17 protein-coding genes are annotated in these 26,645 nt (G+C 73.5%); 13 read left to right on the top strand and 4 right to left on the bottom strand.

Annotated elements, in window-relative coordinates; all coding sequences use genetic code 11:
* Positions 1-819: 819 nt before the first annotated feature.
* The 9 genes from WME95_RS50900 to WME95_RS50860 all read left to right on the top strand — a co-directional run bounded on the left by WME95_RS50900 (position 820) and on the right by WME95_RS50860 (position 9,986).
* The gene (locus tag WME95_RS50900) at positions 820-1,881 is read left to right on the top strand and encodes a hypothetical protein (protein WP_437906371.1); all 1,062 of its coding nucleotides are present in this window, start codon (positions 820-822) and stop codon (positions 1,879-1,881) included.
* 62 nt (positions 1,882-1,943) lie between these two features.
* Positions 1,944-2,540: a tRNA isopentenyl-2-thiomethyl-A-37 hydroxylase MiaE gene (gene miaE, locus WME95_RS50895; protein WP_437906370.1), complete on the top strand. Its 597-nt coding sequence runs from the start codon at positions 1,944-1,946 to the stop codon at positions 2,538-2,540.
* 5 nt (positions 2,541-2,545) lie between these two features.
* Entirely contained in the window at positions 2,546-4,000 is a 1,455-nt protein-coding gene (locus WME95_RS50890) for a hypothetical protein (protein ID WP_437906369.1), read from the top strand.
* Positions 4,001-4,171: 171 nt separating this feature from the next.
* On the top strand, positions 4,172-4,654 hold the full coding sequence (locus WME95_RS50885) for an ATP synthase F0 subunit B (RefSeq protein WP_231864629.1): 483 nt from the start codon (positions 4,172-4,174) through the stop codon (positions 4,652-4,654).
* Complete coding sequence (locus tag WME95_RS50880) at positions 4,651-5,661, top strand: F0F1 ATP synthase subunit B family protein (protein WP_437906368.1); 1,011 nt, start codon at positions 4,651-4,653, stop codon at positions 5,659-5,661. The genes WME95_RS50885 and WME95_RS50880 overlap by 4 nt, the downstream gene beginning before the upstream one ends.
* Positions 5,658-6,200, top strand: a complete 543-nt coding sequence (gene atpH / locus WME95_RS50875) for an ATP synthase F1 subunit delta (RefSeq protein WP_437548385.1) — start codon at positions 5,658-5,660, stop codon at positions 6,198-6,200. Before WME95_RS50880 ends, atpH begins: the two co-directional genes overlap by 4 nt.
* Before the next feature lie 116 nt (positions 6,201-6,316).
* Positions 6,317-8,209, top strand: coding sequence for a F0F1 ATP synthase subunit alpha (gene atpA, locus WME95_RS50870; RefSeq protein ID WP_437906367.1), 1,893 nt, complete (start codon positions 6,317-6,319; stop codon positions 8,207-8,209).
* Positions 8,210-8,215: 6 nt separating this feature from the next.
* Positions 8,216-9,187 (top strand): ATP synthase F1 subunit gamma, encoded by a 972-nt coding sequence (atpG, locus tag WME95_RS50865; RefSeq protein WP_437906366.1) that lies wholly within the window; start codon positions 8,216-8,218, stop codon positions 9,185-9,187.
* 193 nt (positions 9,188-9,380) lie between these two features.
* Positions 9,381-9,986: an L-threonylcarbamoyladenylate synthase gene (locus WME95_RS50860; RefSeq protein WP_437548379.1), complete on the top strand. Its 606-nt coding sequence runs from the start codon at positions 9,381-9,383 to the stop codon at positions 9,984-9,986.
* A gap of 69 nt (positions 9,987-10,055) precedes the next feature.
* On the opposite strand, the gene WME95_RS50855 is transcribed toward WME95_RS50860, so the two are convergent.
* Positions 10,056-10,994, bottom strand: a complete 939-nt coding sequence (locus tag WME95_RS50855; protein WP_437548378.1) for a DNA-methyltransferase — start codon at positions 10,992-10,994, stop codon at positions 10,056-10,058.
* Entirely contained in the window at positions 10,991-11,923 is a 933-nt protein-coding gene (locus WME95_RS50850) for a penicillin-insensitive murein endopeptidase (protein ID WP_437906365.1), read from the bottom strand. Before WME95_RS50850 ends, WME95_RS50855 begins: the two co-directional genes overlap by 4 nt.
* Positions 11,924-12,418: 495 nt before the next feature.
* Here WME95_RS50850 and WME95_RS50845 point away from each other — a divergent pair, with 495 nt between their 5' ends.
* Positions 12,419-13,987 (top strand): hypothetical protein, encoded by a 1,569-nt coding sequence (locus WME95_RS50845; protein ID WP_437906364.1) that lies wholly within the window; start codon positions 12,419-12,421, stop codon positions 13,985-13,987.
* 223 nt (positions 13,988-14,210) lie between these two features.
* On the opposite strand, the gene WME95_RS50840 is transcribed toward WME95_RS50845, so the two are convergent.
* Positions 14,211-15,284 (bottom strand): hypothetical protein, encoded by a 1,074-nt coding sequence (locus tag WME95_RS50840; protein WP_437906363.1) that lies wholly within the window; start codon positions 15,282-15,284, stop codon positions 14,211-14,213.
* Between the two features lie 31 nt (positions 15,285-15,315).
* Between WME95_RS50840 and WME95_RS50835 the strand changes: the two genes are divergently transcribed.
* From WME95_RS50835 to WME95_RS50825, 3 genes are all read left to right on the top strand, one after another.
* The gene (locus WME95_RS50835; RefSeq protein ID WP_437906362.1) at positions 15,316-20,697 is read left to right on the top strand and encodes a cellulose synthase; all 5,382 of its coding nucleotides are present in this window, start codon (positions 15,316-15,318) and stop codon (positions 20,695-20,697) included.
* A 574-nt stretch (positions 20,698-21,271) separates the two neighbouring features.
* Positions 21,272-22,771, top strand: coding sequence for a protein kinase domain-containing protein (locus tag WME95_RS50830; protein WP_437906361.1), 1,500 nt, complete (start codon positions 21,272-21,274; stop codon positions 22,769-22,771).
* 172 nt (positions 22,772-22,943) lie between these two features.
* Positions 22,944-25,352, top strand: coding sequence for a hypothetical protein (locus WME95_RS50825; RefSeq protein ID WP_437906360.1), 2,409 nt, complete (start codon positions 22,944-22,946; stop codon positions 25,350-25,352).
* Between the two features lie 96 nt (positions 25,353-25,448).
* Here the strand turns inward: WME95_RS50825 and WME95_RS50820 are convergent, their stop codons facing one another.
* Positions 25,449-26,381: a Uma2 family endonuclease gene (locus WME95_RS50820; protein WP_437906359.1), complete on the bottom strand. Its 933-nt coding sequence runs from the start codon at positions 26,379-26,381 to the stop codon at positions 25,449-25,451.
* Positions 26,382-26,645: the final 264 nt, after the last annotated feature.

The raw sequence follows: 26,645 nt of genomic DNA, 5'->3' as shown, positions 1-26,645 counted from the left end.
CGCTGCTCTGAAGTCCGCTCCACGAAAATAGGTTTCGGGGGCGACCGAAAGAACCGTCGCCCCCAACTTATCCACAGGTCTCACAGCGAGGACTCGCCTCTAACTCCTGGAGATCTCTATGTTATTCTGAATGTAATCGAAGGGCGTGTCGACTTTTCAACAGTCCGCCCACGGCCGCTTCGTCCTCGGGGAATCGTCCGCATGCTCCCGCCAACTGCGGGTGAACAGTACAGCCCTCCTGTACCTGGGCCCGGCCCGGCTGCAGCCGAGCACGCCGATTGAGGTGGGGGTACAGCCGTCGCGTCGAGGTCCATCGCATTGAAAGACAGATCGGCACAGCCGTCCCCCATACCGCCTCACAGAGCTCGGTAACCCGCAGCGCCCCTTTCGAGGCCACCCTTTGGAGGACCCGGTGCGGCACGGAACCGCCCCGAGGACGAATCGGAGGTAGCACCGGGTGAGTCCGGGCGTCTATCCCCAACTGCGAAACTTGGCTCAAGTATCCGATAGTATTGTTAGAAATTCAGTCCATGACACACTGCGAAGCCGACTTCGCGTCGACCGAGCTCTGGCTGCCGGACACGAGGCGCCAAAACTCCCGACGCGGGGCGGTGATTTTTACAACGCGCTCACGATTGCAGAGCAAAACCCGCTCATCTCGTCGTCAAGAGGCTCGACGTGGCGGGTTTTCCAGCTTTTTGAGGAAGACGGAGTTCGTCCAGCACAGAGCGACCGGGGCTCGCCGGTTTTCAGGAGTCGAGAATTTGCCCCCGGGGTCCAGGTGTGCGGTATGGCGAGGCGATGTCGTCAGGGATCCGGTTGACAAGGGGGGCACTCCTGGCGCAGCGGCCGGAGGGGGCGTCGCGCCGGGCGGCGGCCGCCTGGCGGGCCGGGGTCCTCTCGGCGGCAGGCGCGCTCCTGATGGCGTCGGCCGCAGGGCCGGCGGCGGCCGACGAGCTGCCGCCCCAGCTCGCGTACGCCTACGGCGAGAATGAGACGCCCCGCGCCGCGGCCTTCGGGGGCGCGCTGCGCGCCCTCGGGAACGGGACGTCGGCCGTCTTCCTCAATCCGTCCGCCATGGTGGAGACCCGCGTCTACCACCTCCAGGCGCTCTTCCAGGGGAGCCCCGAGGCCGGCCGGCACGCTTACGGCGGCGTCGTCGTCGACTCGGTCACCGGCAAGCTCGCCGGGGCGCTCTCCTTCGTGGGCGGCTTCGTCGACATGGACGACGGCGGCATCAAGCGCTCCTACCTCGACGCGCGGGCAGGCCTCGCCTACCCCCTCACCGAGCGCGTCTTCGTCGGGCTCACCGGCCGCTACGCCAAGATCACGCAGGACGGGACCCTGATCGAGGGCGGCCTCGGCGACAGCTCCGTCTCGGGCGGGCTGCGCGAGTGGGAGAACGGGAAGCTCGTCGGCCGGCACTCCTTCGTCGACACGTTCACGTTCGACGCCGCGCTCACCGTCAAGGCGACCGACAGCCTGTACATCGCCGTCGTCGGACAGAACCTCACCTACCCGGACCACGGGCTGCTCCCCACCACGGTCGGCGGCGGCGTCGGGCTCGGCACCGCGGACTTCTCGATCGAGGTCGACGGCCTCGCCGACCTCAACTCTTACCGCGACACCACCTTCCGCTTGATGGCCGGCGGCGAGTACCTCGTCGCCGATCACTTTCCGCTCCGCGCCGGCTACCGCTTCGACCAGGGCGCCGACCAGCACGCGCTGTCGCTCGGCCTCGCCTATGTGGGGACCCAGTTCGCGGTCGAGGGCACCGTGCGACGGGCGCTCGCCGGCGGAGGACCCACCACGTTCGTGGTCGGGCTCGCGTACCACCTCGAGTCCAGCGGGCTGACCCGCGGCTCGTCCGACAGCTTCTAGAGCGACCTCGAAGGCCGGCTCCCCCTTCTCGCCGCGGCGCGCCTGCTCTAGGTCGGCCCTGCGTGCTGTGCCTGACCCTACCGACCGACCCGCGCTGGGCTGACGTGGCGCTCGCCGATCTGCCGGCGCTCCTGACCGATCACGCGCACTGCGAGATGAAGGCGGCGTCGAACGCCCTGTCCCTCGCCGCGCGCTGGCCGTCGCTCCCGCGCCTCGCGCGGGCGCTCGTCGACCTCGCCGAGGAGGAGCTCCGGCACTTCCGCGCGCTGCTCGACGTGATCGAGCAGCGCGGCCTCGCGCTCGGCAAGCCGGAGACCGACGTCTACGCGAGCGAGCTGCGCAAGGCGGCCTCGAGCAGCTGCGCGCGCAACGCGAAGGCCGCGCTCATCGATCGGCTGCTCGTCGGCGCGATCATCGAGGCCCGCTCCTGCGAGCGCTTCAGGCTGCTCGCCGACGGGCTCGCGGCGCGCGAGCACGAGCTCGCGCCGCTCTATGAGGAGCTCTTCGCGTCAGAGGCCCGGCACTACCGGACCCTCGTCGACCTCGCCGTCGAGGTCGCCGGCGACGAGAGCGCCACCCGAGGCCGGCTGGCCGAGCTCGCGCGCGCCGAGGGCGAGATCGCCGGGCGGCTCGGGACGGCACCCGCGGTGCACGGATAGGTGGCATGGAAATCGATCTGATCCGCCTCGATCGGGACGTCGCCCGCGCGGAGCGCGCGTGGCGCGCGGCGCACGGCGACCTCGCCCGGCGCGGTCCGGCCCCTCCCGCCGCAGACGAGGACGGCCCGAGCGCCGCCGAGGCGAGGGCAAGGCTCGAGAACCCGCTCGATCCCTTCCGGCGCGTCAGCTCGCGGTCGACCTACCTCGAGCTCACCGGCAAGACCCCGGGCCTCGGCGCGGAGCTCGGGCTCGCGAGCCCGACGTCGCCCGCCGCGCCGGACCCGACCGGCCTCGCGGCCCCCCTCGCCGACTGGGTCTACGTGCTCACGCTGGAGCGCGTCGTCTGGGCCGACCGCGTCCGGCTCGCCGCGGCCTGGCACGCGCCGCTGCTCACGATCGATCTGCCCGAGCCGGCGCGGATGTCGCCCCACGAGGCGCGGCTCAGGCTCCTCGCCGACCCGACGAGCGCCGGACGGCAGCTCTTCGCCGAGGCCCTGGCCCGAGGCTCCGGCGCGGTCGCCGACGCCGCCCGCGTCCTCGTCGAGCGGAGGCACGAGGCGGCGCGGCGGCTCACCGAGGAGGGCCTCCGCGCGATCGAGATCCCCTGCGACCCTCCCGGCGCGGCGATCGGCGCCGCGGAGGCGCTGCTGCGCCGGACCGAGTCGGTGATCGAGCTCGAGCCGACCTGGCACGCCGCGCTCGGGCGCGCCGTCGGCCGCGACGCGGCGTCGGGGTGGCCAGCGCGGCTCGGCCCGCGGTGGATCGAGGAGCTGTTCCGCGCGACGAAGCTGACCGAGGGCGTCGCGATTGATCTCGGACCGCTGCCGCGGCCGCTCGGCGCGGCGTCGTTCGCGCGCGCGCTCGCCCGCTTCGGCGCGGCGCTCGCGCGTGGTGGTGGAGCCCGCGGGCCGTTCGCGCTCTCCCGCGCGCCGTTCGATCTCCGGCAGGCGCGCCGCGCCGCGCTGTTCGGCGGCCTCGTCGCCGATCCCGTCTTCTGCGCCCGCGCGCTCGGGCTCGGCCGGGGCCGGGCGCTCGATCAGGCGCGCGCCACCGCGCGCAGCCTCCTCCTCTCGCTGCGCCTCGACGCCGCGACCGTGGCGCTCGTGTTCGGCGCTGGAAAGGACGGAGGCGGGCACGTGCTGCTCCGGGCCTCGCGCGATCGGGGCGACCGCTTCGAGGAGACCACCGCGCGCGCGCTCGGCGCGCCGATCCCGGGAGCGCTCGCCGGGGTCGTCCCGGCGCTCGATCCCGGCGCGGCGGTCCGGCTCGCCGGGGCGCTCCTGGCCGCGCGCGATCGGCGCGGCCTGATCGAGCGCTTCGACGAGGACTGGTTCCGCAATCCGCGCGCCGCCGAGGCCATCCGCGACGAGGACGGCGCGCGCGCGCCGGCGCCGCGCGCCAGCGAGGGCGATCTCGAGGCGGGCCTCGGCGAAATGACGCGCTCGCTCGCGAGCCTGTAGCGCGGGCGCGTCGTCAGGAGACGTGATGTAACGAGGGGCTCGTCCGCTCTGCGAGAACCCTTCCAGCTTTGACTGACACGTGCTAGTGCCGGCTCGCGAAATCGCCCCCCCGGGGGGCGTGGGGCAGCGAGCGGCTCGCGCTGCGCCGCCCTCGTCGCCGAACAAGCACCCGTGAACCCGAACGCAATGCACCCTCTCCTCGCGTCCGGCGCCAGCGCCATCGCCGTCGACTTCGATCTGACGTTCCTGGCGCAGGTCGTCCTGTTCTCGACGTTCGTCGTCGTGCTCAAGCCGCTCCTGTTCGATCCGCTGCTCCGCGTCTTCGAGGAGCGCGAGCGGCGCACCGACGGCGCCAAGCGGGAAGCGCGCGAGATGGACGAGCGCGCCGGCGAGCTGCTCACCCGCTACGAGGCCGAGATCGAGAAGGTCCGGCGCGAGGCGGGGATCGAGCGAGAGCGGCTCCGCGCCGAGACGGCGAAGATCGAGGCGCAGATCATGGCCGAGGCCCGGGCCGAGACGGCGCGCATCCTCGAGGACAGCAAGGCGAAGATCGCGGCCGAGGTCGCCCGCATGCGCGGTGAGCTCTCCGCCGCCCAGCCCGCGCTCGCCGCGGAGATCGCCGCCAGCATGCTCGGCCGCGAGGTGCGCCAGTGAAGAAGCCGCTCCGCCGCTCCTCGCTCGCGCTCGGCCTGGCCGCGGCGCTCGCCGCCGGCACGGCGCTGGCTCAGACGCAGCCGCCGGGCTCCGACCCGGCGCTGCCCCCCGGGCACCCGCCCATCCCCTCGCCTGCCCAGGCGCAGCCGGGCTCGCCGCAGATGCCGCAGATGCCGCAGCGCCCGCGCGACGCGCAGCCCGGCCGGCCGCTCGGGCCGGGCGGCCGCCAGCTCCCGCCGGGCCATGGACTCCGACCGCCGGGCATGCAGCCCGGCCGCGCGCGCCCCACGCCGCCGCCCGCGCAGCCCGAGCACGCCTCCCACGGGGAGGGGCACTGCCCCGGGCACGGCCCGACGGATCCGCCGCCGCACGTCAACTGGTGGCACGGCCTCATCGGCGTGAACAACGAGGCGGCCGCGAAGGGCGGGATCAACGCCCTGCTCTGGCGCTACCACAACGAGCAGAACCCCTGCGATCCGAAGAACGAGTCGCCGCCGTTCCTCGCGTCGGTCCTCAACTTCGGGCTGCTCGCGCTCATCGTCGTCCGCTTCGGGAGGAAGCCCATCGCGGAGGCGCTCAAGAAGCGCAAGCAGACGATCACGCAGGAGCTCGACAACGCGTCGCGCCTCAAGCAGGAGGCCGAGCAGCGGCTCGAGGAGTACGAGGACAAGCTCACGCGGCTCGAGGAGACGCTCGCCGAGCTCAAGGCCGAGCACGCGGCGCAGGCGGAGGTCGAGAAGGCCCACGTGCTCGCCGAGGCGGAGCAGCGGCGCGTCCGGATGCGGCGCGACGCCGAGTTCCGCGCCGAGCAGGAACTCAAGGCGGCGCGCGCCATGCTCCTCCAGGAGGCGGTGCAGAACGCCGTCGGCGCGGCCGAGGAGCTGCTCCGGCAGCGCATCGGCCAGCAGGACCTCGACCGGGTCAACGAAGAGTACCTGAAGGCCATCCCCGCGGCCGTCTCCGCCGGCGCGCGCCGCGGAGCCCAGACCACCGGAGCAGCGACATGAGCTACGAGTCCGTCGCCCGACGCTACGGGCGCGCGATCTTCGAGATCGGCAAGGAGACCGGGACCCTCGCGGCCCTCGCCAGGGAGATCGGGGACGCCAGCGCGATGTACTCGGCGAGCGAGGAGCTCCGCCTCGTCCTCGACAACCCGCTCATCCCGGAGGCCTCGCGCGAGGAGCTGCTCCGCGAGATCGGCGGCCGCGCCGCCTTCTCGGACGTGACGAAGAACACCCTCCTCCTGCTGGCGCGGCGCCGGCGCCTCGTGGCGCTGCCCGAGATCGCGCGGCAGCTCGCGCTCCTCGTCGATCAGGACCAGAACGTCGCCCGGGCCGTGGTGACGAGCGCGGGCCCGCTGAGCGACGGCTACCTCGACCGGCTCCGGGCCGAGCTCGAGAAGGCGACCGGCAGGAAGATCTCGGTCACCCACAGGCAGGATCCCTCGCTCATCGCGGGCGTGGTGACCCAGATCGACGATCAGGTGATCGACGGCAGCCTCCGGACCCGGCTGTCGAGCTTCCGTGACAACCTGCTCAGGACCTGAGGGGACGCGAGCAAGCCCCCCTGTTTCATGATGGGTCGTGGCCCGGCGCTCAGCGCCCCCTCGACCTTGACGACGTTGACTCCGCAGCCCAAGCGTCTCCCGACAGAGGACTCCGCATGCAGCTCCGCGCCGAAGAGATCTCCCAGATCATCAAGAAGCAAATCCAGAATATCGACAAGGCCGCTCAGGTCACCGAGACGGGCACCGTGCTCACGGTGGGCGACGGCATCGCCCGCGTGCACGGCCTGAGCCGCGCGATGGCCGGCGAGCTCGTCGAGTTCAGCGGCTCGGAGGGCGGCAGCCTGATGGGGCTCGTGCTGAACCTCGAGCAGGACAACGTGGGCGCCGCCATCTTCGGCGACACGAGCGCCATCAAGGAGGGCGACGCCGTCAAGCGGACCGGGCGCATCATGGAGGTGCCCGTCGGCGAGGCGACCCTCGGGCGCGTCGTGAACGCGCTCGGCATGCCGATCGACGGCAAGGGGCCGCTCGAGACGAAGGAGCGCCGCCGCGTCGAGGTGAAGGCGCCCGGCATCATCCAGCGCCAGCCGGTCACCGAGCCGATGCAGACCGGCATCAAGGCGATCGACGCGATGATCCCGGTCGGCCGCGGCCAGCGCGAGCTCATCATCGGCGACCGGCAGACGGGCAAGACCGCCGTCGCCGTCGACGCGATCATCAACCAGAAGGGCAAGGGCGTCATCTGCGTCTACGTCGCGATCGGCCAGAAGCTGTCGACGGTGCGCCAGGTCGTGGACAAGCTCGATGCGCACGGCGCGCTGGAGTACACGATCATCGTCGCCGCGACGGCGAGCGAGACCGCGCCGCTCCAGTTCATCGCGCCGTACACCGGCGTGACGATCGGCGAGTACTTCCGTGACAGCGGGCGCCACGCGCTGTGCATCTACGACGATCTGTCGAAGCAGGCTGTCGCGTACCGCCAGCTCTCGCTCCTGCTCCGCCGCCCGCCGGGCCGCGAGGCGTACCCGGGCGACGTCTTCTACCTCCACTCCCGGCTCCTCGAGCGCGCCGCGAAGATGGCCGACATCTTCTACGTCGTGTCGAAGGGGACGAAGATCGAGGGCGGCGACGCCTCGTACCGCGGCGTCGACGGCAAGGCGCACGTCGGGGCGCACGGGATGCACTCGGCGAAGGACTCGCTCTGGAAGACGATCGACGGGGCCCTCTTCGAGAAGCTCGAGCAGGCGCGCAAGGACGAGAAGAAGGACGAGATCAAGAAGCTCGAGCAGCAGCTCTCGGACAAGGCGAAGGCGAGCGACTACGAGATCGTCCGCGATCCGAAGTCGGGCGGCTCGCTCACGGCGCTGCCGGTCATCGAGACGCAGGCGGGTGACGTGTCGGCGTACATCCCGACGAACGTCATCAGCATCACGGACGGGCAGATCTTCCTCGAGGCCGACCTCTTCTACTCCGGCGTCCGCCCGGCCATCAACGTCGGCATCTCGGTCAGCCGGGTCGGCGGCAACGCGCAGATCAAGGCGATGAAGTCGATCGCCGGCACGCTCCGCCTCGACCTCGCGCAGTACCGCGCCATGGCGGCGTTCTCCCAGTTCGCCTCGGATCTGGACGCGAAGACCCGCGCGCAGCTCGAGCGCGGCGCGCGCCTCACCGAGATCCTGAAGCAGGGCCAATACGTGCCGCTGGCGGTCGAGAAGCAGATCCTCATCATCTACGCCGGCACGCAGGGCCTGCTCGACAGCCTGCCGGTGAGCTCGCTCTCGCGCTTCGAGGAAGAGCTGTACAAGTTCATCGAGGCGAAGCACCCGCAGATCTTCACGGACATCCGCGAGAAGAAGGTCCTCGACGACGACCTCAAGTCCCGGATGACCAAGGCGATCGACACCTTCAAGAAGCGGTTCGCGGTGGAAGCGAGCGGCGCCTCGACCGCGGCCGACGAGGACGGCGCGGGCGACGACGAGGAGGAGGCGCCGGCGCCGAAGGCCAAGTCGAAGAGCGGGAAGAGCGCCTCGAAGGCAAAGGAAAAGTAGGCAGCCGTGCCCAGCCTCAAGTCCATTCGCAAGCGGATCTCCAGCGTCAAGTCGACGCAGAAGATCACCCGCGCCATGAAGATGGTCGCGGGCGCCAAGCTCAACAAGGCGCAGCTGCGCATCACCGAGCTGCGGCCCTACGCCGTGAAGGTGCAGGAGGTGCTCTCGGCGATCACGCGCGACGCGGCTCCCGCGGCCGAGGCGCTCGCGGCGGAGGGGATCGGGGCGGAGGGCGAGGCGGGCGCGCTCGCCGGTGGCGAGAAGGCGCTGCACCCGCTGCTCGTGACCCGCCCGGAGCGGCGCGTGCTGCTCGTGGTGCTCACGAGCGACCGCGGGCTCTGTGGCGCCTTCAACACCAACATCAACAAGCGCGCCGAGCGCGAGTGGAAGAGCCGGACGGAGGCGGGCCAGGAGGTCCAGCTCGCGATCATCGGTCGCAAGGGTCGGGACTACTTCAACCGCCGCGGCGCGCCGATCCTCGAGTACCTGGCCGGGGTCTGGGACAAGCTCAACCTCGAGACGGCCCAGGCCGTCGGCGCGAAGCTCCTCGCCCCGTTCAACAAGGGCGAGATCGACGCGATCTACCTCGTCTACAACGAGTTCAAGAGCGCCATCACGCAGACGGTCGTCGTCGAGCGGCTCCTGCCGCCCGCCGGCGGTCCGGCGAAGGAGCAGGAGCAGGGGGACGAGGGCGGCCACGGCGCGCCCTCCGCGGCGTCGGAGTTCCTCTACGAGCCGGACAAGGGCGCGCTCCTGGAGCGGCTCGTGCCGATGTACGTGGACATCTCGATCCTGCGCGCGCTCTACGAATCGATGGCGAGCGAGCTCGGCGCGAAGCTCACGGCGATGGACGCCGCGAACAAGAACGCCAAGGAAGTGATCGACAAGCTGACGCTCGAGTACAACAAGGCGCGTCAGGCGGCGATCACCAAGGAGCTCATGGAGATCATCGGCGGCAGCGAGGCGCTCAAGGAGTAGCGAGCCGCGCTGCGCGCCATGGATCTTCGAGCTCCGCCTCGGGGACGCTCGCGCGTGCGACCGGCTCGCGTCTATGGGCTTCGCCCCGCCTCTCTTCACCCGTAGCGCCCGCACCCGGCTGCCCGGCGCTGGTCGCACATCCAGGCAGCCAGCACTGGCGGAGCCGACCGGGCGGCCCCATGGTTGCGTTCCCGTGCTCCAGCCCATCAACCCCGATCACCCGGAACCCCGCAAGATCGCGCGAGCGATCGATCTCATTCAGAAAGGGGAGGTCATCGGCTACCCGACCGATACCGTCTACGGGTTCGGGTGCGACCTGATGAACAAGGCGGCTATCGAGCGGGTGTATCAGATCAAGGGGATGCGCCAGAACAAGAACCTGGCGTTCATCTGCCCGGATCTGAGCGACATCGCGCGCTATGCGATCGTCGAGAACCAGGCGTACCGCATCCTGAAGCGCTACCTGCCCGGGCCGTACACCTTCATCCTCCCCGCGACGCGCGAGGTGCCGAAGTACGTGCATCTCAAGCAGAAGACGGTCGGCATCCGCGTGCCGAACCACCCGGTCGCGCTCGCGCTGGTCCGCGCGCTCGGTCGGCCGCTCATCAGCACGACGGCGGCGCCTCCCGGGGAGGATCCGATCATCGATCCGGGGGAGATCGACGACCGGTTTCCGGGGCTCGCGCTCGTCCTCGACGCCGGGACCGGCGGGTCGGTGCCGACGACCGTGATCGACCTGAGCCAGGGCGAGGTGCAGATCGTCCGCGAGGGCGCGGGGCCGATCGACGAGCTCGTCTGAGCCGGGGTGAGAGGAGGAGACGGGCGTCCGAGCTGCCCAGCCCGAGGAGAGGGAGCTCGCCAGAGCCAGTCAGGGACGCTCCGGCTCGCTCTCCGCGGCTGGAACGGACTCGTACGCCGTGTACACGATCCCCTCGCGGTCGAGCCGCTCCCGCGCCGTCGCGAAGGCGAGCGGGCTCCGGTCGCCGCCGACGAAGCGGCGGCCGAGGCGCGCGGCCGCGACGAGCGTGGTGCCGCTGCCGCACATGAGGTCGGCGACGGTCGCGCCGGGCGCGGAGGACGCGCGGACGATGCGCTCCAGCAGCCGCTCCGGCTTCTGCGTGGGGTAGCCCGTGGCCTCGCGGCGCAGCGGGGTGTTGGCGACCATCCCGGGAATGTCGCTCCACACGCTCCCGAGCCGGCGGCCCTCGTCGGCGTAGTACCGGTACGCCTTGCCGCCGAGGATCCGCTCGCGGTACAGGCGGCCGTCCTCGTCGCGGTGCTTGAAATGCATCGCGAGGCTGGTCTCGGCGTACGGCTCGCGGAGCGTCGGATCCGCGGCGTTGTAGACGACCTGGCCGCGCTCGCTCGCGGCGCGCGCGTAAAGGAGGATCGTCTGGTGCGTGACGGAGAAGCCGCGCGCGCCCCGGCCGCCGTTGCCGGGCGCCCAGATGATCTCGCCGAGGAAGGCGCCGCGGCCGAACAGGCGATCACACGCGACCTTCGCGTCGTGGACCGCGCGGTGATCGAGGTGCAGGTACAGCGTCGCGCCCTCGGTCATGCGATCGCGGATGGCCTCGAGGCGCGGCGCGAGCGTCGCGACGAGCGCGTCGGCGCTCGCGCGATCGTCGTACGCGTCGGGCCCGCTCTCCGGCCTGCGCCGCCCGCGCGCCTGGCCGCGCGCCGCCCGCGCGGTCATCGTCGTCCCGACGCCGAAGGGAGGATCGAGGTAGACGAGATCGAACCGCACGTCCGCGGGGAGCGCCGCGCAGACGTCGGCCGCGTCGCCGTGCGCCAGGAGGTGGCTCACAGCGCGCTGTCGGGAGCCGCGACGCGAGAGCCCGCGGCGGCGCTTCCAGGCAGGAGGTCGTCGAGCAACGCAGCGGCGAGGTCGCCGTCCGACGGCGCGACGAGCTGCGGAACGGCCGGTAGCCACGGCCACTGCGGGCCGCCGCCGAGGCAGCCGGAGAGGGTTTCGTCCGGCGTACAAGCGACGCGGAGGTGGATGTGATCGGCGTGCGCGGTGCTGTCGCCCGGCTGGAGCAGCATGCTCTCGGCGTACCAGATGAGCTCCGGGTCCTCGCCGAGCGCGCGCGCGTACTCGATGAGCAGCGCCTCGAGCCAGCGGGCCAGGAAGAGCCACTGGACGTGCGCCTCGGGCGAGCGGATGAGGGACTTCACGAGCAGCCACTGCCGCTCGACGTCGAAGCGGACGTACTGAGGCGCGCCCGCGCGCGGCGACCCGGGCTCCTCGGCGCCGTCGCTGATCCGCCCGAGCCCGTCCGGCCCGAAGGCGACGAAGCCCGGCGAGCGCACAGGGCGGCCGTCCGGGGTCAGCGCGTAGAGCAAGAGGTCGGCGTCGCGCCCGGTGCGGTGGGACCGGTGGCCCCGCGTCGCGCCGCCGTAGCGCGCGGAGAGGTCGCCGACGACGAGCGGCTCGCCGCCCGGCCGCGCCAGCGCCACCTCCGCCGCGGCGCGCTGGACCGCGGCGACCAGCCTCGCCGTCCCCCACCGGATGCCGTTGCTGCGGAGCAGCCGGTAGCCCGGGCCCTGCCTCGGGAGCTCGACGGCGTCGGTGATGACGCCGTGGTGCGGGACGCCGATCGAGCCGCGGAGCGCAGGGGCGAGCGGCGTGGGCGAGGAGCCGACGCAGGCCGCGCAGCAGAGCGCGACGAGCCCGAGGAGGAAGGTGGCGAAGAGAGGACGGCTGGGCATCACGACGACAGAGAGCAGGGCCACGGCGCCAGGCACCGGACGGACGAAGCTGACAGCCGCTCGTTAGCCTCGCCGGCGGCGGAGGGGAAGTTCTCGGCTCACCCGGATGCCCGGAGCGCGGCGCGCGCCGCGATCGTGGGCCCAGCGGGCGATGAAGATGAGCTCGCCTGCGCGTGTGTGCTCCCCAGGGTTGTTCACGTCGTTGACTATCCATGGAGGGGCCGTGTCGAAAGGCCCGTCGTGGACAGGATCGACCTGGTTCAAACGCACGCCGTGATCGGGGGCAAGATGGCTATTTCGGTGATCGCTCGTCCTCCTGGCGGAGGTGATATCGCAGGGTCCTGCGTGCCGAAATGGTCCCTCGATGGTTGATATCGAGCATCGATGGAACTCCGCACGACTCGGCGCGTGCGAACCGGCGTCGCGCTACCGAGAGGCGGCCAAACTGCGACACGGATCTGGCGCCGCAATACGCTCCCCCTGCCCTCGCGGAGCGATCAGCGCTAACACCCACGCCCCATGGATCCCGACCAGCGCGCCACCCAGCGGAACACCACCCAGGGGAGCACGGGCGCAGATCGACAGCCGCCGCCAGCGGACGAGCCCGAGGGCGTCGCCTGGAAGGGCGCGCTGGCCGTCGCCCTCGTCGTGGGTGGCCTCGTGGTGTGGCGCGCCTGCTCCACGCCGGGAAGCGGCGCGAGCGACGCGCCCGCGCCGCCCAGCGCGAACCCCGCGGCGTCCGCGCCGAGCGACGCCGCCGACGCCGCGGCGGCGCCGCAGCCGCCGCGCTGCACGCCCGCGAGCGCGCCGCCGTTCGTGATCGGCGACGCGCCGCCCGCGCGCGGGGCCGAGCAAGGCGCGGGGGGCGGCGACGCGGACAGCGCGGACAGCGTTGAAGACATCGCGCCGTTCGCCGTCGAGGTCGGCCGCGGGACGGCGTTCTCCGGCGGGTTCGCCGTAGGCGCCCAGCGAGAAGCCGAGGGCGGGACCGTCGCGATGGTGGCCACGCTCTCGGCCGACGGCGCCCAGGGGAAGCTCGTCCGCCTCGCGCGATCGCGCGGGGACATGGATCCTCCGGTCGTCACAGGCGCGGGGGGCGCGATCCTCGCCGCGATGCTCGAGCCGAACGCGGGCGGGCGCGCGATCAAGGTCGCCAGGGTCGAAGGGGACCACGTGACGTGGGGGGCCGAGCTCGCCGAGGGGCGGGACGAGTCGCTCGCGCTCGACATCGCCGCGTCCGGCGAGCGCGCGGTCATCGTCTGGGACGACGTGACCCGCGACGGCAAGCGCTCGCGGATCATGCTCGCCTCCGCCGACGTGGGCACGCTGCGCTCCGTGACGTCGGCCCGCCCGGTCTCCCAGCCGAACACCGACGCCGAGATGCCGCGCGTGCTCGGCCGGCCGGGCGGCTACTGGCTCGCGTACATCGCGCGCGCCGAGGAGCCGGCGCGAAAGGCCGCGGCGAAGAAGGACGACGGCGACGAGGACACCGCCGCGGCAGGCGAGACGATCACCCACCAGTGGATCGAGGTGGTCCCCCTCGACGAGGCGGGCGCGCTCACCGCGACGCCCCGCGCGGTCACCCCCAAGAACGGACACGTGCTCGCGTACGATCTGACGCTCGGCGACGACGACGGGCTCATCCTCGCCTTGCGGGACGACGACACCCCGAGCGGCTCGATCGGAGGGCGCATCAGCGCCGTGCTGGTGCGGCTCGGCGGCGCCAGCGAGCCGCGCGTGCTCGTCGGCGGCGATCGCGAGCAGGACGCCCCGCCCGAGGCCGCGCTGGGCCTGGGCGCCGGGGTGCCGGCGCTCCTCCCCGGCGCGCGAGGCCCGGGCGGGCAGGACCCGGCGAAGCCCGCGGGCGCAGCGGCATGGCTCGCGATCGCGAACGCGTCCGGCCCGACGCAGCTGGCGGCGCTCACCGCGAGAGGCGAGCTCGAAGGCGGGCTGCAAGCCGAGCCGGCCCTCGGGCGCGGCGAGCCGATCGCCGCCTCCGCAGAGGCGCTGCTCGTGGCGCACCCGGCCGGAAAAGCGATGAAGCTCGCCTTGCTGCGCTGCGCATCGACAGCACCGTTCAACAAGTAGGTCGCCCCTGTATCAGTAAGCGCGCGACGCCAGCGAGCAGGCGCATCGACTGTAGATTGAAGGCGCGTGGATGTGTAGCATCCGCGGCGGTGGCCCACGGGGACGATCCGCAACACGAAGCGTCGCGCCGGCCTGGTTTGCCGAGCCTGTCCGGATCGCCGGACGAAGGTGGCTGGGAAGCCAAGGTCGACAACGCTCAAATGACGCGCGCGAGCGCGCAACCTCAGCCCGGCGCGAAGACGCTGCTCGTCGGCACGAGCACGTCGAGCGCGAGCGCGCCGACAGGCGGCGAACCGCTGCCGGCGACTGCGAGCGCGCCGACAGGCGACGAGCCGCTGCCGGCAGCCGCGAGCGCACCGACGGACGGCGAACCGCTGCCGGCGACCGCGAGCCCGCTGCCGCCGCCGAACCCGCCGCCGCTGCCGAGCCCGCCGCTGACCTCGATCCCCCCGCCGCTGCCGAGCCCGCCGCTGGCCTCGAGCCCGCCGCTGCCGCCGAGCGCGCCGCCGCCAGGGCCGAACAAGACGCCGGCCCCGAGCGTACCGCCGCCGGTACCGAGCAGGCCACCTCCGCTGATCCGCCGCAAAGACGGCAGCGTCGCGAGCGGGCCGCCGCCGGCGCCGCCGTCGCTTGCGCCGCCGTCGAGGCCACCGCCGCCGATGCCTCCGGGAGGCGCGTCCAAGACGACGGCAGCGCCCCCTGGCCCCGGACCGGCCCGCCCTCCGGCGCGCGGCCCAGGCCAGCGCCCGCCGAGCCCGAACCGCGCCGCAACGCAGCCCGCTCCAGGCTCCGCCGCGAGCGCGGGCAAGCCGGCGACTGGCTCCCAGCCGGGCGGCGCGGCCCAGGCGATCGCCGCCTTCGACGCAAGCACGACGCCGATGCCCATCTCGGTCGAGCCGACCGCGACGCCGCTGCCCATTTCGGTCGAGCCGACCGCGACGCCGCTGCCCATCTCGGTCGAGCCGAGCTCGTCGCCGGCGCCCATCTCGGTCGAGTCGATCGAGCCGGCGCTCGCACAGAGCGCCGCGCCCGTACAGAGCGCCGCGCCGGCGCCCGTACAGAGCGCCACGCCGGCGCCCGTACAGAGCGCCGCGCCGGCGCCCACGCCAAGCGCGACGCGCACGCCGTTGCCAGGCGGCGCGCACGCGCCGAGCGCCACGCGCACGCCGCTGCCGGGCGGCGCGCCCACGCCGGGCGCCCCACGCGCGCCGCTGACGGGCGGCGCGCCCACCCCGAGCGCCACGCGCACGCCGCTGCCGGGCGTCACGCCGAACGCCGCGCATGCGCCGGGCGCCACGCCCGCGCAGAGCGCCGCGCATGCGGCGACCGTGCTGCACGCGCCGAACGCCGCGCATGCGGCGACCGTCCTGCACGCGCCGAACGCCGCGCATGCGGCGACCGTCCTGCACGCGCCGAACGCCGCGCATGCGCCCGCGCCGAGCGCCGCGCACGCGCCCGCCCAGCCACCTCCGGCGCCCCGCTCCCAGCCGAACGCGCCCGAAGCGCCCGCGCAGAGCCCGCAGCTCGCCGCGCCGGACCTCGCCACCGAGCTCCAGCAGCGCGCCGAGCGGCTCAAGGGCAGCGATCCGGTCGGCGCGGCGCGCGCCCTCGTCGAGCTCGGCATCCACGAGGAGCGGGTGCTCAAGAACCCCGCCGCCGCGCGCCGCTCGTACGAGCGCGCTCGACAGCTGTCCCGCACGCTCGAGCCGGCGCTCTCGCGGGTCCACCGCGTGCTCGACGCGCGCACCGAGCTCGCCCTCGCGCTCGAGGTCGTGGAGGACAAGCTCCGCGTCGCCGAGACCGACGCGCTCCGGGCCGACCTCCTCGCCGAGCGGGCGCGCCTGCTCCAGGCGCTCGGGCGGACGCCCGAGAGCTGCGAGGCCTTCACCGAGGCGCTGCGGCTCGTCCCGCTCCACGCCGCGTCGCTGCGCGGGCTCGAGATCGCCCTCCGGCGCGAGAGCGCCCGCGGCGCCGAGCAGGCGGCCAAGGACCTCGCCGCGCACCTCGACCGGCTCTCCGCCGCCTACGCCCCAGGGCGCGGGCAGCAGGACGGCGACGGCCAGCTCACCGCCTGGGTCCACGTCGAGCGCGCCGCCGTGCTCGATCGGAAGCTCTACAAGCCGGAGCTCGCCCTCGCGTCCCTCGAGGGCGCGATCGCGTTCGATCCAGGGCCTGGGCCCGTGCGGGAGGCGCTCCGCCGCCACCTCGTGCACCACGACGGCATCGTCGGCCTCGTCAGCGCGCTCTCCCTGGAGGCCGATCACGAGAGCGACGACGACCGCGCGGCGCGGCTGCTCTACACGGCGGCGCGGCTGCTCATCGACAAGATCCGCTCCCCGGCGGACGCGGTGCCCCTCCTCCGGCGCGCGTCGACGCGGGCCCCGGCCGGCTCGCCGACCGCGCGGCGCGTGGTCGGCGAGCTGATCCGCCTGCTCGAGGCGAACGGCATGCTCGAGGTCGCCGCCAACGTGCGCCAGAAGGAGCTCGCGCTCCTCACCGACAAAGAGGCGATCATCCACGAGCACGTCCGCCTCGCGGAGATCTACGACACCCTCGGGGACGCAGAGCAGGCGGCGCTCCACGCGACGCGCGCGCTCGAGCTCGATCCCGAGGACAGCTCGACGCGGGAGCGGCTCGACCGCGCCCTCCAGCGCCTCGGCCACCACGCCGAGCGCGTGGAGGTGTGGACCGCCGTCGCCAACGCCGATCGGCCCGCGCCCGTCCGGGTCGCGGCGCTCCTCCGCGCCGCGGACATCTCCGAGCGCCACCTGAAGCGGCGCGACGAGGCGCTCGCCATCCTGCGCGCCGCGTGGGCGATCGAGCCGGGCAACAGCTCGGTCTTCGACGCGCTCTCCGCCCTGCTCACGCCGGACGCCCTGGCCGTCGAGGAAGATCCGCGCGGCGTGCAGGCGCGGCTCGATCTGTACACGCAGGCCGCGAGCGCGACGGAGGACCCGACGCGCAAGATCGGGCTCCTCGAGAAGCTCGTCTCCATCTGGGAGGACGAGCTCGCCCAGCCCGCCCGCGCCGTGGAGGAGATCGAGAAGATCCTCGCGATCGACCCGGAGCGGCGCGCCGCGATCCTCGCGCTCCAGCGCAACGCCGCGCGCGCGGGCGACGCGCAGCGGCTCGCGCGCGCGCTCTGCGCCGAGGCCGAGCTCACGAGCAGCCCGCGCGAGCAGCGCAGGCTCCTCCTGCGGGCCGCCGAGGTCACCGAGCTCCGGCTCGGCGATCGCGACCGGGCCTCGTCGCTGGTCGATCGCGCGCTCGCGATCGATCCGGCCGACCCGGACGCGCTGCGCGCGCGCATCCGCCTCGACGAGCGCGCCGGCCGGTACGAGGAGGCGCGGCGCGCGCTGCTCAAGCTCATCCAGCGCGACCCCGCGGGAGACGCGGCGTTCAGCCTCTGGCTCGAGGTCGCGGGGCTCGACGAGCGGCGCCTCAAGCGGCCGCACAGCGCCGTGGAGTCGTACCGCGAGGCGGCGCGGAAGCGGCCCGCTCACCCGCTGCCCCGGATCGAGATCGCGCGGCTCCTCCGCGAGACCGGCAACTACGAGAAGCTCGTCGAGGTCCTCAGCTCGCTCGCCGACGAGGCGCAGCGGCCCGACGACCACGCGCGGCTGCTCTTCCAGGCGGCCGAGGTGCAGGAGCTCGCCCTGGGGCGCGATCAGGACGCCCTCCGCCTCCTCGCCCGCGCCGACGCGGCGCTCGCCTCGGGCCAGCACGATCCGGCGATCCTCGACGCGATGGAGCGCATCTACGTCCGCGCCGGCGGCGCAGGCGTCGGCGTCGGCCTCGGCGCGCCCGTCGCGCAGCGGCCCGCGACCGGCGCCCGCGCGTCCAGCCTGCCGGGGATGTCCGCCTCCATGATCGCGAGCGAGCTCGCGGGGCTGTACGCGCGCTGGCTCGAGCGCAAGCCGCCGGCGCTCGTCGATCACGCGCTCCGGATCTCCCTTGCGCTGGTCCTCGCGGACAGCAGCCCGCGCCAGGCCGTCGAGATCCTGGAGGGGCTCGTCGGGGTGGTGCCGAACCACGTCCCGGCGCTCCGCATGCTGGAGCAGCTCTACCGGCACCTCGAGGCGCCGACGTCGCTCGCGACCGTCCTGCGCGCGGAGGCCGACGTGTTCACCTCCGCCACCGCGCGCGGCGGCGCCCTCTGGGAGATCGTGTCGCTCGAGGAGCAGCTCGGGCCGAACGCCGCGCTCGAGGCGCTCGCGCGCATCGTGAAGGAGGCGCCCGACGACGCGGCCGCCCACATGGCGATCCTCCGCATCGCCGCGAAGGCGAGCCCCGCGGATCCGATCGCGCCGCGGGCGCAGGCCCTCTTCGCCAGCGCCATCCGCGACAGCCGGGAGCTGACGCCCGATCCCATCGCGCGCGCCCTCTACAGCGTCGAGGAGGCGCTCCTCGCGGAGGCGCAGGCCGACGCGGACCCCGCCGCCGCCCGCGCGGCGCTCGCCGGCTTCCGCAACGCCCTCGGGCTGTGGCCGGAGAGCGTCATCGCGGCGCGCGGCCTCGATCGGCTCGCGCAGCGCCTCGGTGACCGCGCGAGCGTCATCGCGGCCCAGCTGGCGCTCGCCGACCTCGTCCTCGGAGCGCCCGCGCGCGCGATGCACCTCGTGCGCGCGGCGGAGCTCACCGCCGAGGACGCGTCCCCCGAGGGCCGCGCGCGCGCGCTCGATCTGTACGAGAGCGCGCTCCGCGCGGATCCGAGCTGCGTGGCCGCGGCGCGCGCGCTCGCCAAGGAGCTCGCGGGCGATCCCCAGCGGCTCACCGACCGGCTCGGCGAGGCGCTCGGCAAGGCCACGAGCCGCGAGGCGATCTCGCTGCTCGGCACGGAGATCGCCCGGTCGGTGCTGCAGCACCACGGGCGCCCGGGCGCGATCGACGCCGGCGTGGGCATCTCGGCCGTCCGGCGGGTCATCGAGACGCTCCCGAACGACGCGGCCGCGCTGCTCCTGCTCGCGCGGCTGCTCACCGCGCAGCGCGTCTGGCTCGAGGCCCGCGACGCCCTGAAGCGCGCCGTGGCCGCGGCGACGGACGCCGAGACGAAGATCGCGGCGCAGTTCCTGATCGCCGACCTGTACGAGGGGGCGCTCGCGAACCCGGCGCTCGCCCAGGACGCGCTCCAGGCGGTCCTGTCGCTCGACGCGCAGAACCGTCCCGCGCTCGAGCGGCTGCACAAGCTCGGCGTCACGCGCGGCGACCACGCGCTCGCGCTGCGCGCGCTGGGGCGCCTGGTCGAGCTGTCGCCCGACCCGGGCTCCCGCGTCGAGGCCGCCCTGCGCCTCGCGGACGCCTACCGCGACGCCGGCGACACGGCCGGCATGGTCCGCACGCTGTGCGACGCGATCGTGAGCGCGCCCGGCGGCGACACGCGCGGGTGGGTGGCGCTCGCCCGCCTGTACCGCGTCGACACGAGCGAGGGCGCCGCGGCCTACGCCAAGGCGCTCGCGCAGCTGCTCGAGGTCGCCGAGTCCCGCCGCATCCCGGCCGATCCGCGCTGGCTGACCACGCTCGGCCTGCTCGAGTCGACCCTGCTCGTGCGGCCTCGCGACGGGCTCGCGCGCCTCCAGCAGGCCGTCGCGCTCCCGGGCGCGCCGCCCGAGTCGCGCACCGCGCTCGGCCGCGGGCTCGAGGCGGCGGGGCGCAACGCGGAGGCGGTCCAGGTGCTGCGGGACGTCCTGACGCCCGATCCGGAGGTCTTCACGCGGCTCCCGGATCTCGGCCCGGCGCTCGCCGCGCTCGAGGCCGCGCTCGCCAAGGACGGGCGCGCGGAGGAGCGGATCACCGTGGAGGAGGTCCGCGCCTGCCTCGGCGAGGTGTCGCTGGACCGCATGTCCCGGCTCAGGGGCCGGCGCGTCCCGTCGGAGGCGCCGTACGCCGGGGCCTTCGCGGGCCCCGAGATGGGCCGGCTGCTCCTCCCGGAGGCCCGGAGCCCGTGGATCGACGTGGCGCTCGCGATCGCGCCGATCGCGGCGAAGGCGATCCGCTTCGAGCTGAGCAACTTCGGCATCAGCTCGCGCGAGCGGATCGGCCCGCGCGACAACCACCCGACGCGGCAGCTCGCCGAGCGGGTGGGCCGCGCGCTCGGCATCGAGGCGTTCGAGCTCTACCTCGTCCCCTCGTGGCAAGGAGCCGCCCGCGTCTTCCCGGGTGATCCCCCTGCCCTCGTCGCGCCGACGTCGTTCATGGAGCTCCCGGAGCTCGAGCAGACGTTCGCGCTCGCCCGCCTCTTCGCGCGCATCGCGGTCGGCTTCACGTTCCTCGACGAGATCCCGGCCGAGGCGACCGACGGCCTGCTGCTGGCGTCGATCCGCACGATCGATCCCGGCTTCGGGTCGGGCGCCATCTCGCCCCCGCGCGAGCACGCCACGCAGCAGATGCTCCCCGGGGTGCAGCGGGCGATCGGGCGCCGCCAGCGCAAGATGCTCGAGGAGCTCGCGTCGACCGTCGCCGTGTCGTACGACGCGCGCGCCTTCGTCCTCGGCCTGCGCCGGAGCGAGCACCGCATCGGCTACCTGCTCTGCGGCGACGCGCTCGCCGCGATCGACTACCTCCGCCGGTACGATCGCGACATGGCCCGCTCGACCGAGGAGCCCCGCCTGCTCCTTCAGCACCCCGTGTCGAACGAGCTCCTGCGCTACGCGCTCTCGGCCGAGGCCTACGCCGAGCGCCGACGCGCCGGATCCATCTGGCCCGCCGTCTGAGCGGCACGCGCCCGCTGCGGATACGGGCCCATCTCGACGTTTTCGGTGCTCGGCGTACGGGAGTACGCCTGCGCGCCGAAAACGCCGATCTGGGCCCGTCTCCTGTGCGGGCGCGCGCCGCTCGGCGGGGCGCGATCCGGGGCGGATGGGCTCGGCGGGGCGCGTTCCATGACGGATGAGCTCGGTCGCGAGGGGGCTTCACCAGGGATGAGCTCGGTGGGGGCGCGCCACGATGATGAACGAGCTGTGGTGACGCGGCTTGGCATGGTGTGTTTCATGACCGGTGAAGTTCGATGTCGAGAAGATATCGGTGCTTCTGCGGTAACAGGGACGTACAGGGGGCCGGTGATGTTATGTGGCTCCCGGGGTCGCGGTGGGAAGCCGAACATCCGTGTTGAAAAGATCACTGCGCTTCTGCGGCTACAGGGACGTACACACGAGCACCTATGTCGTATGGCGCGCCGGGGTGCGCGGTGCTGCGTCGAACACGTAATTGTCCGACCGGAGCGGTGTTTGGGTATCTGAGGCGCGCGGAGAAGGTCGGGAGGACGGCGCGTGGTATCCTGATCTCCGCGTGAGCAATCCGCTGATGCCGGGCGCCCTGGTGGCAAGTCGCTATCGGGTCGATCGCCAGCTGGCCGAGGGAGGCATGGGGGTCATCTGGGCCGCCACCCACCTCGCGGACGGCGAACGTGTGGCGCTGAAGCTGCTGCGCCCCGGCACGGCGGAGGACGCGTCGACTCGGCGGCGCCTCGTCCGGGAAGCGCGCGCGGCGGCGGCGGTCGATCACCCGAACGTGCCATCCATCCACGACGTGCTCGAGCTCGACAACGGGACGCCGTTCCTCGTCATGGATCTGCTCGAGGGCGAGTCGCTCCGCGACAAGCTGCTGCGCGAGGCGCAGATCCCGCTCCCCGAGCTGTCGCGCATCCTGCTGCCGGTCATCTCGGCCGTCGGCACCGCGCACGCGCTCGGCATCGTCCACCGCGACCTCAAGCCCGACAACATCTTCCTGCTCACGCCCGACGCGGCCGCGCCACGAGCCTCGCCCGGCGCAGCCGCGGAGCACCCGAGCGGCGCGCCGGCGCGCGGCTCCATGGATTCCGCGGACGCGCGGGAGGCCGCGCAGCACGACGCCCGCGTCAGGGTGCTCGACTTCGGCATCGCCAAGGTCACCGCGGCGCCCGGCGAGACCAGCTGGTCCTGGGGACGCACCGGGAGCGGCGAGATGCTCGGGACCCCGTACTACATGTCGCCCGAGCAGATCCTCGGCGAGCACGACGTGGATCACCGCGCCGACATCTGGTCGCTCGGCGTCATCCTCTACGAGTGCCTCACCTCGGTGCGGCCCACCGAGGCCGAGAACATGGGCAAGGTGATGAAGCGCATCCTGACCGGCTCCATCCAGCCGATCGGGGAGAGCGCGCCGACGCTGCCCGCCGACGTCGCGGCCATGATCGATCGCATGCTCAGCCCGGACCGCGCGCAGCGCCCGGCCGATCTCCGCGAGGTCGGCGCGCTCCTCGAGCGCTACGCGGCCGTCGCCCTCCGCCCCTTCGGCCCCCCGGCGGCGCCCAGGGTCCCGGAGAGCGACTCGCTCGTGCCCAGCGCCCGCGCCAGCGACCCGCTCGTGCCCAGCGCCCGCGTCAGCGGCTCGCTCGCGCCCGACGGCCGCATCAGCGACGCGTTCCCGGCCAGCGCCGCCGATCTGGACGGGGAAGCGTCGACCGCGACGCTGCGCGCAGGCAGCCTCCTGCCAGCGCCGCCCTCGAGCAACCGGCCGCGCGCGCGCGGCGCCGGAGCGGCCTCCCTGGAGGCGCCGCCCGACGCCGCGGCGCTCTCCTCGCCGGAGACGGCCGGCGCCACCGCCGCGCTCGCCGAAGAGGGAGCGGTCGCCTCGTCGGCAGGAGCGCGCCGCGCGCAGCGCGCAGGGATCAAGCTCGTCGCCGCCGGCGTGCTCATCGCCGCCGGAGCAGGCTTCTCCCTGCTTCGCTGCTCCGCCTCGTCAGCGCAAGAGTCGCTACGCCACCCCGTCATCGCGCCAGCGACGCCCGCTCCATCGAACAAGGAGTGATCCGGTCAACTCCGGATCTGCCGGAGAGCCATTGAGGGAGCTGCCTGAACGAGCCAGCGTCGAGCTCGCCTTGATCCGGTTGTGACGCGATACGCCAGCGCTCTGCCGGGGCGGATTCCTGTTGCGCCGGGATCTTGAACGCGGCGACGCTCCCGCACCTCAGGAGAGCGTCATGCCCAGCGATGTCATCGTCCGGATCCGTTCGCCCCGAGGGTTCGTCGACCTGCCTGGCACCGTGGATGCCGTCGGGCCAGCCGCGTCCTCCGCCTTCGAAGAGCGAAAGTCCGCGCCAGGCATTCACCTGCTCGCGGTCGCGATGAGCGACAGCGATTATGCCATCTCGCTCTCGGCGCCGGTCCCCGGGGACAGCCTTACGGCGCTCCGGGAGGGCGAAGGCAGGGCGGTGCTCATCGTGTTTCCCGGCCACTCGCCCGTGCGCCGGCGGCTGCGCGCCGTCGCCGTCTCCAACGTCGAGGTCGTGCCGGATCCGGGCGTGGCGTCGCAGGCGGCGCCGATCGACCTGAACGCGGGGCGCGAGGGCGCCGCGCCGCTCTGGCTCCTGCCCGCCGGCGTGTTCAGCGCGAGCCCGACCCTCGGCCCCGACGGGCCCGCCGCCCGCGATGCCCTCGTCACCGCGGCCCGGTGGATCTCGTCGCGCCGGACGAGCACCCTCACGCAGCTCTTCCCGCCGAGCGCGTTCCACCCGGAGGAGCCGGTGCGCAAGGAGCGGCTCTCGGCGCGCCGGGGCGCGGCGCTGCTGGATCAGGCGCGCGCGGCGCTCGAGATCGCGGCCGTGGGCGGCGAGGAGGCGAGGCGCGATCCGACCGCCGCTGCGACCCTGCGCTCGGCGGCGACGACCGTCCTCTCGCACCTCATCGCGACGTCGCTGGACGACCGCGGCTTCGCGCCGGTCGCGGAGCGCGCCGCCGAGGAGATCCTCGCGCTCGTCGAGAGGGAGGCGGGCGACGAGACAGCGCGGCCGGCGCTGCGCGCGCACGCGATCCACCTGCTCCAGCTGCGCGCCCCGGGGCTCACGGCGGCCCAGCAGGACCGAGCCCGGGGGCTCGTCCGCGGGCTGCTCCGCGAGGCGCCGCCCTACGACGAGCTCACGGGACCGTGGAACCTCGCGATGTGCGGCGCCTCGGAGTTCCACGAGGGCGAGTGCAACATCCTCGTGTCGACCCACGGCTTCAAGGAGATCGCCCTCCCGCCCGAGGCGCCCCCGTCGCCGAACGGCTGGAGCCCTTACCGCGCCTTCGAGGCCCCCTTCAAGACGCCCGCCGGCGAGCCCATCCGCGTCTTCGCCCGCGCCGCGACCCCGCGCGACGAGAACCTCGAGATGGGGATGGCGTTCTTCATCGGGGTGCTCATCAACCGGCACGCCCAGCTCGGCGCCTTCGACCTCCGCGCGGCCGCGGTGCAGGTGAAGCAGGAAGGGTACAAGCTGATGATGAACTCGCAGTGCGCGGGGCTCACCACGCGCTTTGCCGTCTCCCAGATGTTCCCGGACGCGGACATCTACTCTTCGTGGGACTCGACGTATTTCAGGGCCGGATCGGACGGGGTGGTCACCTCGTCCGAGGGGGTCGACTGCTTCGTCGCCGCGCTGCGCGGGATGAGCAAGCGCGCGTCGCACGCCGAGCTCGACGCGCGCCTCCGGAAGGCGCAGTGGCCCCACCCGCAGGCGCAGATCGCCGGGTTCTCGCAGTTCGTCGGGCCCTCGCACCCGCTCGTCGTCGCCCGCTACTCCGACGTGAACCGGGACGGGCGCGCGGACTACTACGACGGCTTCCTCGACTTCCAGCTCGCGGACATCGCCGAGGACATCGAGGCCTCGATGACGCCGCGCGACCCGGGGGTGAGCGCGTCGCAGATCGGCGGCGACGGCGCGGCGGGCCTCAACTGGGCGGCGGGCAGCCTCAATCGCGTCGCGCAGTACTCGGACATCTGGGCGGGGCTCGCGGGCCAGAGCGAGCTCTACTATGCCTTCCAGTCGGGGGGCTTCTTCAGCCACCGCGAGCCGCCCCACGACGTGCCCACGGGCGGCGCCGCGCAGCAGGATCTCGGGCGGCTCCCGGCCGTCACCCGCTTTCAGCAGAGCAAGGAGGCGCTCGGCGGCCTCTCGGTCGAGGTCATGTTCCACAGCCACCTGAGCCACGCGGCCAAGGAGCTGAAGCGCCTGCTCTGCGCGGCCGACGCCATGCGCCGCGCCTTCGATCTCGGCCACCTCTCCGGCGGAGGGGCGCTGTCCACGCCGAGGGGACAGCGCTGCGCGATGCTGCTCACCATGGCTGGCCTTCTGGAGTTCCCCGCGGACCAGAACCGCATCGACGGCCTGTGGTCGATGGCGCTCAAGGCGCTGCGGCTCCCGCAGATCTCCCGCAGCGCGGTGCGCGCCTGCATCACCGAGGAGGACCACGAGCTGTCGAACTACTACGGATCGCAGCGCGGGCTGGCGCAGCTCCTCTCGGCGCTCGAAAAGAGCGATCCGGGCGCGTTTCAGCAGATCGGGAGCGAGGATCCGCTCGTGGGGAGGCTTTCGGAGATCGACCTCTCGGCCGAGGGGAAGCCGGAGGGCTGAGCTTGAGAGCGCAGGTCGGGGGCTGAGGCGGTCGTCGCACGCGTCGTGCTGGCGCAGCTCGTGACGGCCGGACGGAGACAGGGCGAGGGCGCAGCGCTACCGAGCGCGGGCGAGCAGCGCCTCGAGCTCCCGGATGCGCCGCTCGGCGGCCTCGCGGGCCGCGCGCTCGGCCTCGGCGTCCCGCTGCGCGGCCTCGGCGTCCCGCTGCGCGGCCTCGGCGTCCCGCTGCGCGGCTTCGGCCTTGCGCTGCGCGGCTTCGGCCTTGCGCTGGGCGCGCGCCGCCTCCCGGCGGGCAGCTTCCTTGGCGGAGCGCTCTGCCTCTTCCGGGGTCAACCAGCGCTCCGCGCCGGCCTCGTCGGTGCTGAGGTCGAACGACGCGCCGGCCGGCGTCCGCGCGGCGTGAAGCCACCCCCGGAGGAGCTCCGACCATGCGGGCCCCTCGCCGGCATGCACCTGCACGAACATGGCGTCGTCCACGCGGCGCCAGATCTGGACGCGGAACGGGCCGCCGTGGGCGCGCGGGCCCTCGTGGAACGGGTCGAGGATCCACAGCTCCTCGACGCCGCAGGCCGCATACTTCTGCGGCGCGATGACGTAGTCCTTCGTCGGGTGCTGCGCGCTGACGATCTCCACGGCGAGCCGCGGCGCGACATGGCCCTTCTTCCAGAGCCTCAGGCTGCGCACCGCGTCCCCCTCCGGGGGCGGCGGCTCGACGACGTAGACGTCCGGGTCGACCCCGAGCTGCGGGTGCTGGCGGTCCCAGCGGACGGCCAGGTTGCGGCCTATCTTGACGATGCGCTCGGCACGGGCCGCCCAGCCGAGCAACAAGCCGCGGATGCGCTCGCTCAACAGATCGTGGGGGCTGGACTCGGGCACCGTCTCCTCCGTCAGCACCCAGCGCTCGAGGTCCGGGACGACCTCGGAGCGGCGGATCACGCGGAGAGACGGCGGCATCGGCCCACAAGGTAGCACGGGGCTGGGGGCGCGCTGCGCGGCGGGCGAGGTCGGCGGAATCCTGGGTGCGGTCATGGGAACACCTCCCCCCGGCGCGGAAGGGGCCGCGCTGCGGGGTGTCTCTGTTAAGGAGTTCCGGGCGGGCGGGGCGGGTGATTTCGGAAAATGCGTCGTCGCGTCGTGAGCCACCGACCGACGCCATCGGGAGCGTCGGCGCGGGGCCGGCGACGGTTCCCGTCGCGAAGGACGAAGCGATGGCGACGAGGGCGGAGTGAGCCGAGCGGGGCGGGTCTCGCGCCAGCTCGATCTGCTCGATTGAGCCGCAGGAGCAGCTCGCAG

This window comes from Sorangium sp. So ce327 (genome assembly GCF_051530205.1).
GTDB lineage: Bacteria > Myxococcota_A > Polyangia > Polyangiales > Polyangiaceae > Sorangium > Sorangium cellulosum_B.
Note: the sequence above shows the minus strand (reverse complement) of the source record. Positions and strands in the feature narration are given on the sequence as shown.

What these genes read in the sequence shown, in the direction of transcription:
- WME95_RS50890 (WP_437906369.1), top strand. Translation starts at nt 2,546, where the DNA reads ATGGAAATCGATCTGATCCGCCTCGATCGGGACGTCGCCCGCGCGGAG.
- atpH (WP_437548385.1), top strand. Translation starts at nt 5,658, where the DNA reads ATGAGCTACGAGTCCGTCGCCCGACGCTACGGGCGCGCGATCTTCGAG.
- atpA (WP_437906367.1), top strand. Translation starts at nt 6,317, where the DNA reads ATGCAGCTCCGCGCCGAAGAGATCTCCCAGATCATCAAGAAGCAAATC.
- WME95_RS50845 (WP_437906364.1), top strand. Translation starts at nt 12,419, where the DNA reads ATGGATCCCGACCAGCGCGCCACCCAGCGGAACACCACCCAGGGGAGC.
- WME95_RS50825 (WP_437906360.1), top strand. Translation starts at nt 22,944, where the DNA reads ATGCCCAGCGATGTCATCGTCCGGATCCGTTCGCCCCGAGGGTTCGTC.
- WME95_RS50820 (WP_437906359.1), bottom strand. Translation starts at nt 26,381, where the DNA reads ATGACCGCACCCAGGATTCCGCCGACCTCGCCCGCCGCGCAGCGCGCC.